This is a genomic window from Streptomyces sp. NPDC049577, from assembly GCF_040675635.1.
Taxonomy (GTDB): Bacteria; Actinomycetota; Actinomycetes; order Streptomycetales; family Streptomycetaceae; genus Streptomyces.
Genome location: NZ_JBFAPH010000296.1, coordinates 1 through 7,888 on the forward strand (window position 1 = coordinate 1; position 7,888 = coordinate 7,888).

9 protein-coding genes are annotated in these 7,888 nt (G+C 73.8%); all 9 read right to left on the minus strand.

What is annotated here, in order from left to right:
• The coding region (locus AB0K09_RS25925; protein ID WP_366067803.1) for an acyltransferase at positions 1-1,098 on the minus strand (1,098 nt) is incomplete at its 3' end.
• Between the two features lie 71 nt (positions 1,099-1,169).
• Positions 1,170-2,093, minus strand: a complete 924-nt coding sequence (locus AB0K09_RS25930; RefSeq protein WP_366067804.1) for a 4-(cytidine 5'-diphospho)-2-C-methyl-D-erythritol kinase — start codon at positions 2,091-2,093, stop codon at positions 1,170-1,172.
• The gene (gene rsmA / locus AB0K09_RS25935) at positions 2,090-2,971 is read right to left on the minus strand and encodes a 16S rRNA (adenine(1518)-N(6)/adenine(1519)-N(6))-dimethyltransferase RsmA (RefSeq protein WP_366067805.1); all 882 of its coding nucleotides are present in this window, start codon (positions 2,969-2,971) and stop codon (positions 2,090-2,092) included. The genes AB0K09_RS25930 and rsmA overlap by 4 nt, the downstream gene beginning before the upstream one ends.
• A complete protein-coding gene (locus AB0K09_RS25940) occupies positions 2,968-4,341 on the minus strand; it encodes a ubiquitin-like domain-containing protein (protein WP_366067806.1) in 1,374 nt (457 codons plus the stop codon). The genes rsmA and AB0K09_RS25940 overlap by 4 nt, the downstream gene beginning before the upstream one ends.
• A gap of 95 nt (positions 4,342-4,436) precedes the next feature.
• Complete coding sequence (locus tag AB0K09_RS25945) at positions 4,437-5,327, minus strand: TatD family hydrolase (RefSeq protein ID WP_366067807.1); 891 nt, start codon at positions 5,325-5,327, stop codon at positions 4,437-4,439.
• Positions 5,328-5,375: 48 nt separating this feature from the next.
• Complete coding sequence (locus tag AB0K09_RS25950; RefSeq protein WP_366067811.1) at positions 5,376-5,729, minus strand: hypothetical protein; 354 nt, start codon at positions 5,727-5,729, stop codon at positions 5,376-5,378.
• Between the two features lie 306 nt (positions 5,730-6,035).
• Positions 6,036-6,896 carry a 16S rRNA (cytidine(1402)-2'-O)-methyltransferase gene (gene rsmI, locus AB0K09_RS25955; protein WP_366067808.1) on the minus strand — a complete coding sequence of 287 codons (861 nt, stop codon included), beginning with the start codon at positions 6,894-6,896 and terminating at the stop codon, positions 6,036-6,038.
• 75 nt (positions 6,897-6,971) lie between these two features.
• Positions 6,972-7,430 carry a DUF6299 family protein gene (locus AB0K09_RS25960; RefSeq protein WP_366067809.1) on the minus strand — a complete coding sequence of 153 codons (459 nt, stop codon included), beginning with the start codon at positions 7,428-7,430 and terminating at the stop codon, positions 6,972-6,974.
• Between the two features lie 160 nt (positions 7,431-7,590).
• The coding region (locus AB0K09_RS25965; protein WP_366067810.1) for an EamA family transporter at positions 7,591-7,888 on the minus strand (298 nt) is incomplete at its 5' end.

Genomic DNA, 7,888 nt, shown 5'->3' on the forward strand with positions numbered 1-7,888 from the left:
CCAGCCCGACGGCACGAAGAAGGTCATACCGGCCGGTGGCGTCGAGTACCTCGCCAACTCGCTGCGTACCGCCCGCAAGGGCCACCCGTACACGGCCGGCAGCCGCGCGTCGAGCGCGAGCAGCGCCCCGTACACGCCGAGCATGGCGGTCAGGTGCCAGAGGAACGCCGTCATGGCGATGCCGTTCGCCGCGACCACGCCCCGCCACACGCGGGCGCGCGCCACCAGGCGCGTGCCGGGGCCGCGCAGCAGTTCGACCGCGCCGACCAGCCACAGGCCGTGGCAGAGCAGGGCCAGGGTGGGGGGTGACATGTTGCTCACCTGCTCGCCCGGCATCCCGACCATCGACAGCGGATACGGGCCCCGGGCCACGAGGGCGACCGCGCCCGCGAGCCCGGCGGCGGCCAGTGCGGCGGGGTGGCGCAGCCGGTCGTCGGCGCGGAGGAAGCCGAGCTGGTGGACGGCGAGCCAGACGAAGCCGAAGTTGAGGAATCCGGCGAACGGCACGCCGGCCGCGAAGCGCAGCGCGTCGACGACGGCCGCCGCCGTCACGAGCGCGGCGAACGCGCCCCAGCCCCAGCGCTGGTGCGCGCGCAGCAGGAGCGGGGTGAAGGCGACCATGGCCAGGTAGATCCCGATGAACCACAGCGGCTGGGCCACCAGCCGCGCGGCGACGTCGCCCAGGGCCCCGCCGGCGCCGGTCGTCTGGACCCAGAGGGCGCCCGCTCCCCAGAGCAGGACGAAGACCATGGTCGGGCGGAGCAGCCGCTGGAGCCGGGCGCGCAGGAAGGCGGCGTACACCCGGCCGGAGGCCGTGCGACGGGCCAGTGAGCGGTGGGAGAGGGCGTGCGAGAAGCCGCCCACGAAGAAGAACACGGGCATGACCTGGAGCACCCAGGTGAGCGGCTGGAGCGCCGGTTCGACGGCGAGCAGGTTGCCGACCCGGGGCCGCCCGTCGCCGTCGGCGGTGACCGCCGCCATCAGCCAGTGGCCGAGGACGACGGTGCCGAGGGAGAGGACGCGGAGCAGGTCGATGTAGCGGTCGCGTCCGGCGGGGGTGGCCGCGGCGAGTGCCGTTGCGCTGCTGTGGACGGGCATGGGCGCACTCTGGCGCGCCGGGCGCCCCGCGGACCACGGCGGGGGTACTCAGCCGGGCTGAGTACCCGTACTCAGACGACCGTCGCGCCCGGGACCGGGCCGGCGGCGATGCGGACGGCGCGGCAGGTGCCGGACGCGGTCAGCGCGTCCGCGACCTTCTGCGCGGCCGGCGCGTCGGCGACCAGGAAGGCGGTGGTGGGTCCGGAGCCGGAGACCATCGCGGCGAGCGCGCCGGCGCCGGTGCCCGCGTCGAGGGTGTCGGCGAGGGAGGGGCGCAGGGAGACCGCGGCCGGCTGGAGGTCGTTGCTCACGGTGGCGGCGAGGGCGGCCGCGTCACCGGTGCGCAGGGCCTCCAGGAGGGCCGGGGACGGCTCGGGGGCGGGGACGTGGGTGCCGGCGCGGAGGCGGTCGCACTCGGCGTAGACGGCGGGGGTGGACAGGCCGCCGTCGGCGACGGCGAAGACCCAGTGGAAGGTGCCGCCGGCCTCCAGGGGGGTGAGCAGCTCGCCACGGCCCCGGCCGAGGGCCGCGCCGCCGACGAGGCTGAAGGGCACGTCGCTGCCCAGCTCGGCGCAGATGTCGAGGAGTTCCTCGCGGGAGGCGCCGGTGCCCCACAGGGCGTCGCAGGCGAGGAGCGCGCCGGCGCCGTCGGCGCTGCCGCCGGCCATGCCGCCGGCGACGGGGATGTCCTTGGCGATGTGGATGTGGACGTTCGCCTCGCGGCCGTGGCGCTCGGCGAGGGCGAGCGCGGCGCGGGCGGCCAGGTTGGTGGCGTCGAGGGGGACCTGGGCGGCGTCGGGGCCGGAGCAGGTGACGCGGAGGGCGTCGGCGGGGGTGACGGTGACCTCGTCGTGGAGGCCGACGGCGAGGAAGACGTTGGCCAGGTCGTGGAAGCCGTCGGGGCGCGGGGCGCCGACGGCGAGCTGGACGTTGACCTTGGCGGGGACCCGGACGGTGACGGATCCGGTGGCGGAACCGGCGGCGGGGCTGGTCACTGGGTGGCGCCCTTCTGTTCGGCGATGGCGGCGAATTCCTCGACGGTCAGGGACTCGCCCCGGGCCTGGGGCGAGATGCCGGCCGCGACCAGCGCGGCCTCGGCGGCGGCCGCGGAGCCGGCCCAGCCGGCGAGGGCGGCGCGCAGGGTCTTGCGGCGCTGGGCGAAGGCGGCGTCGACGACGGCGAAGACCTCGGCCTTGGTGGCGGAGGTGGCGAGCGGCTCGGTACGGCGGACGAGGGAGACCAGGCCGGAGTCGACGTTCGGCGCGGGCCAGAAGACGTTGCGGCCGATGGCGCCGGCCCGCTTGACGTGGGCGTACCAGTTGGCCTTGACGGAGGGCACGCCGTAGACCTTGGAGCCGGGGGCGGCGGCGAGCCGGTCGGCGACCTCGGCCTGGACCATCACCAGGGTGCGCTCGATGCTGGGGAAGCGGTCGAGCATGTGCAGCAGCACGGGCACGGCGACGTTGTAGGGGAGGTTGGCGACGAGCGCGGTGGGCGCCGGGCCGGGCAGTTCGGTGACGTGCATGGCGTCGCTGTGCACGAGCGCGAAGCGGTCGGCGCGGCCGGGCAGCCGGGCGGCGACGGTGGACGGCAGGGCCGCGGCGAGCACGTCGTCGATCTCGACGGCGGTGACGCGGTCGGCGGCCTCCAGCAGGGCGAGGGTCAGCGACCCGAGCCCGGGGCCGACCTCGACGACGACGTCGTCGGGGCGGACCTCGGCGGTCCGCACGATGCGCCGGACCGTGTTGGCGTCGATCACGAAGTTCTGGCCGCGCTGCTTGGTGGGGCGGACCCCGAGGGCGGTGGCCAGTTCTCGGATGTCGGCCGGGCCGAGCAGGGCGCCGGACTCGTCTGTGCTGGGGCTGGAGCTCACCCGTGAAGTTTACGGCCGCACACGGGCCACGGGCTCGCACCCCGGGAGACGTACAGCTTCTTGGCCCGGAGGGTCTGCTCCTCGGCGGAGGCGTCCTGCGGACGGCCGGTGCCGCCGAGGGAGTGCCAGGTGTGGGTGTCGAACTGGTACAGCCCGCCGTAGGTGCCGGAGGGGTCGACGGCGTCGGGGCGGCCGCCGGCCTCGCACTGGGCGAGCGCGTTCCAGTTCAGGCCGTCGGTGCTCTGCACGCCGACGGGCCGGGGCTTGGTGCCGACCTTGACGACCTGCTTGCGGGGCTGGCGCACTACCTGGGAGGCGACCTTCTGGGGCTTCTGCCGCACGCCGTTGACCGTGCGCAGCTGGTAGGTGACGCGTTCGACGCCCTTCTCGCCGCGCTGGACGACGACCTCGGAGCCCTTGTAGAGGTCGGGGTCGTCGCGCCGCTCGGTGGTGAAGTCGATGGGCTCCTCGCGGACCTCCTGGCCGCCGGTGATGCGCATGACCGAGATCGTCTGGCCCTCGCGGGGGAAGCTCTCGGGGTCGACCGAGGTGGTGTCCTGGCCCTTCAGGGAGATCCCGGCCTGTTCGACGGCCTCGCGGACCGTGGCCGCGTTGGTGCGGATCGTGCGCTCACGGCCGTCGGCCATGAAGGTGACGGTCCGCTCGGTGCGGACGTCCAGGTCGAGCCCGGTGCGGCCGATGGGCTCGTTCCGGGAGGCGGACAGGTAGGCGCCCTCGGCGCGCACCCCGAGCTGGCGCAGGGCGCCGGCGACGGTGCGGGCGGTGGTCCACACCTGGCGGCGCTCTCCGTCGAGGGTGAGGGTGACGGGGCGGCCGTAGCGGACGATGACGCGGTCGCCGGAGGCGAGGTCGTGCTGGGGCCCGGGGGCGACGATGTCGTGCTCGCCGACGGTCATGCCCTCCTCGGCGAGGAGCTCGCCGACGTCGTCGGCGAAGGTGTGCAGGGTGCGCGGATGGCCGTCGACGCTGATCTGGACGGCCTTGTCGCTGGCCAGGAAGGCGGAGGTGCCGCCGGCGAGGAAGGCCACGACCAGCGCCTGGGGCAGCAGCCGGCGCAGGGGCGGCGGCTCGGAGCGCTCGGCCGCGGCACCGGTCCCGGTGCCGCCGCGTCTGCGGCGCCGGGCCGCCGTGCGGTGCGCGACGGCGGCGGGCTCCGGCCCGGGTTCGGGGCCGGGCCGCGCGGGGGCCGTCTGGCGCGGCACGTGGGGCGGCGGTTCGTGGGGCGGCTCGTAGAGGGTGACGTCGCCGGGGTCGGCGGCGTAGGGCTCGTACAGCGAGTCGTACGGCCCGTACGGCTCGGTCGGCGCGTAGGGACCGTACGACGGCGGGCTGTCCTGGGTCTGGCTCACGACACTCCACTGGGTCCGGCTAGGCCCGGGACTGTAGCGGAGCCGCCCTCACCCTCCAAAGTCGTATGGTCACACGGTGTCGCGGCAAACGGGACTCAGTACCCGAAGGCGCGTGCGGTATTGGCTGCTACCGCCGTGGCCAGAGCGTCCTCGCCGATCCCCCTGACCTCGGCCATGGCGCGCAATGTGACCGGAATGAGGTAAGGGGCGTTCGGCCGTCCGCGATACGGCATCGGGGTCAGGAAGGGCGCGTCGGTCTCGACGAGGACGCGGTCGAGCGGGGCGACGGCGAGGGCGTCGCGCAGGTGCTGGGCGTTCTTGAAGGTGACGTTCCCGGCGAAGGACAGGTAGTAGCCGGCGGCCGCGCAGATCTTGGCCATCTCCGCGTCACCGGAGTAGCAGTGGAAGACGACGGTGCCGGGCGCGCCCTCCTCCTCGAGGACGCGCAGGACGTCGTCGTGGGCGTCGCGGTCGTGGATGACGAGCGCCTTGCCGTGGCGCTTGGCGATGTCGATGTGGCGCCGGAAGGAGTGGGTCTGGGCGGCGACGCCCTCGGGGCCGGTGCGGAAGTAGTCCAGCCCGGTCTCGCCGACCCCGCGCACCTGCGGCAGCCCGGCGAGGCGGTCGATCTCGTCGATCTGCGCGTCGAGCGCGGCGTACCCGCCGCCGGCCGCGTCCACGATGCGGGGTGCCTCGTTCGGGTGCAGCGCCACCGTGGCCCACACCGCGTCATGGGCTGCGGCCGTCTCCGACGCCCAGCGGGAGCGTTCGAGGTCGCAGCCGACCTGGATCACGGTCGTCACCCCGACCGAGGCGGCCTTGGCGAGAGCGGCCTCGACGCTCCCGGACTGCATGTCCAGGTGGGTGTGCGCGTCGGCCACCGGCACGTTCAGCGGCTCCGGGAGCGGCGGGGGGACGTCCTTGGTGTCGTCGTTCTTCTTCCGCGCGCCGCCGGCCGGAGTGCTGTTCGATGCTGTTGCCGCCATGGTCGCGATTCTAGGGACCGGCCCTGCGGCGTCCCGCTTCGCTCCCGGTTACTTCCGGTGGAACGGATGCAGCAGGTCGGAGAGGTGCCAGTGGTGATCGCGGCGCCGGTGCCCGTGCGCGTCCTCGTCGCGGTTGCCGCCGTCCTGGAGGGGGCCGGCGGCCGCCTGCATGGTGGCCGGGACGACGGTGCGCTCGTGCAGGTGCATCGCGTCAGCGATCTTGGACACGCGGCCGGCCCGCATGATGCGCACGACGTGCATGCCGCAGTTGACGCAGGTCGGGTGGCTCAGCGGGGAGGGAACCCGCTCGCCGTCGGCGTAGTACAGCACGAACGGGCGGCCTTCGGCGTCGGCGAAGTGCCGTATTTCGTACGACTGTTCCCATCCATGCCCGCACCGCATACAGGCGAAGGAGTAGGACTCGTGCGCCGTCTCGAACTTCGGCCCGTGCTCGTGCCGGGGCTCCTGCTCGGGAACGGTGCTGGTCGCGGGGTGAACACCACTCGAGGTTCCTGCGGTCTCGCTCATGGCAGCTCCTCTTGTCCGTCGGACAAGTCTCTCCGGGATCGGACGTCCCACCTCCAGGGAACGCCCATCCCGGCGACAGCGCAGCAGCTCAACCCGCGAATTGGGGCAAACTTGGCGGCTTCATGCCCGAAGGCCCCGGCTGCCAGGCCCAGGCTTTGCTTTTCAGATTAGCCCTTTACCTTACGATGAAGCCTGCTGAGCGGCATTTTTTGCCGCTACGACCGCATCGAACACTTCTCGCTTGGGTAGCCCTGTTTCCGTGGCTACGGCCGCGATGGCCTCCTTGCGACGCTCCCCCGCCTCCTCCCGGATCCGCACCCGGCGGACCAGTTCGGCGGCGTCCAGCTCCTGCGGCCCGCGCTCGGCCGCGCCCTCCACGACGATGGTGATCTCGCCGCGCACGCCCTCGGCGGCCCATTCGGCGAGCTCCTTCAGCGGGCCGCGCCGGACCTCCTCGTAGGTCTTGGTCAGCTCGCGGCAGACGGCCGCCCGGCGGTCCTCGCCGAAGACCTCGGCCATGGCGGCGAGGGTGTCGTCGAGCCGGTGCGGGGCCTCGAAGTAGACCAGCGTGCGCCGCTCGTCGGCCACCTCGCGCAGCCGGGCCAGCCGTTCGCCGCCCTTGCGCGGCAGGAAGCCCTCGAAGCAGAACCGGTCCACCGGCAGCCCCGAGACGGCCAGCGCGGTGAGCACGGCGGACGGCCCGGGCACGGCCGTGACCTTCACGCCGCGCTCGACGGCGGCGGCCACGAGCCGGTAACCCGGATCGGAGACGGACGGCATCCCGGCGTCGGTGACCAGCAGCACCCGCGCCCCGCCCGCGAGCGCCTCCACCAGCTCCGGCGTACGGGCGGACTCGTTGCCCTCGAAGTAGGACACGACCCGGCCCGTGGTGTGCACGCCCAGCGCCTGCGTCAGCCTGCGCAGGCGCCGGGTGTCCTCGGCGGCGATCACCTCGGCGGCGGCCAGCTCGGCGGCCAGCCGGGGGGGCGCGTCGGCGACGTCACCGATGGGGGTTCCTGCGAGTACGAGCGTTCCAGTCACGCGTCCATCCTCGCAGGAGCGGCGGGGGAGCACCGGCGGCGCACCCCCGGAGCACCCCCCGGCACACCTGCCCGGCTACTTGGCGTGGTCCTTCGGCTGCTCCTTGGCGGTCAGCTTGACCGGCCGGCTCTGCGAGCTGAGGTAGTGCGCCATGAGGGAACCGTTGCGGTCCTTCCGCAGCCTGATCATGTTGGCCTCGACGCGGGCCGGGCCGGGCCGGTAGCCGGGCTCGCCCGGACGGCCGGTGTTGGTCCAGCGGTGCCGCTTGCCGTCGCACACGGCGCGGGTGCCGCCGATGCCGTCGCCCCAGGACTTCTGTCTGAGGGTGGAGCCCACGTACACCGGCTCGTTCGTCGTGTCACCGGTGCAGCGGTACGTGCCCGAGATGGAGACCGTGCCGTCCTTGGCCACACGGGCGGTCTTGTCGACGGTCAGGCTGTCCGCCGGGTCGGCGGGGGCGGCGAAGGCCGGGGCGGCTGTCGCGGCGAGCAGGGCGGCGACGGCGGCCAGCCCGGACGCGTGGCGCATGCGCATGACGGTGTTCCTCTTCCATGGCGTCGTGAGAACGGGGAGTGCGGGGACAGCGGACGCCAGGCATATCGGAACGGCGGACGAAAGTGTTCGAACGTCACCCGGTCGGTGGCGAGTTACGGGCCCGGTCACGGGCTCGGTCACGGACTCGTGCGCCGCCCGGTCAGCCGGAGTGCTGGAGCATCAGTCCGATGCCGAGCACCATCAGGCCCGCCGCCGCGATGCGCGGCATCCCGAAGCGCTCCCGGAAGAACAGCGCACCGATCAGCGCGCCCACGATGATCGAGGACTCCCGCAGGGCCGAGATCGGCGCGAGCTCCGCGCGGGTCTGGGCCCACAGCACCAGCCCGTAGGCGCCGAACGACAGCAGCCCGCCGAGCAGCCCGCGCGAGCGCCATGTTCTCCCCCTCAGCGCGTGTGATCGGTACTCACTCACCGTAACCGGGGGCACTGACAACGGC

Coding starts and splice junctions, on each gene's coding strand:
- AB0K09_RS25945 (WP_366067807.1), bottom strand. CDS start 5,327: ATGGCGGCAACAGCATCGAACAGCACTCCGGCCGGCGGCGCGCGGAAG.
- AB0K09_RS25950 (WP_366067811.1), bottom strand. CDS start 5,729: ATGCGGTGCGGGCATGGATGGGAACAGTCGTACGAAATACGGCACTTC.
- AB0K09_RS25960 (WP_366067809.1), bottom strand. CDS start 7,430: ATGCGCATGCGCCACGCGTCCGGGCTGGCCGCCGTCGCCGCCCTGCTC.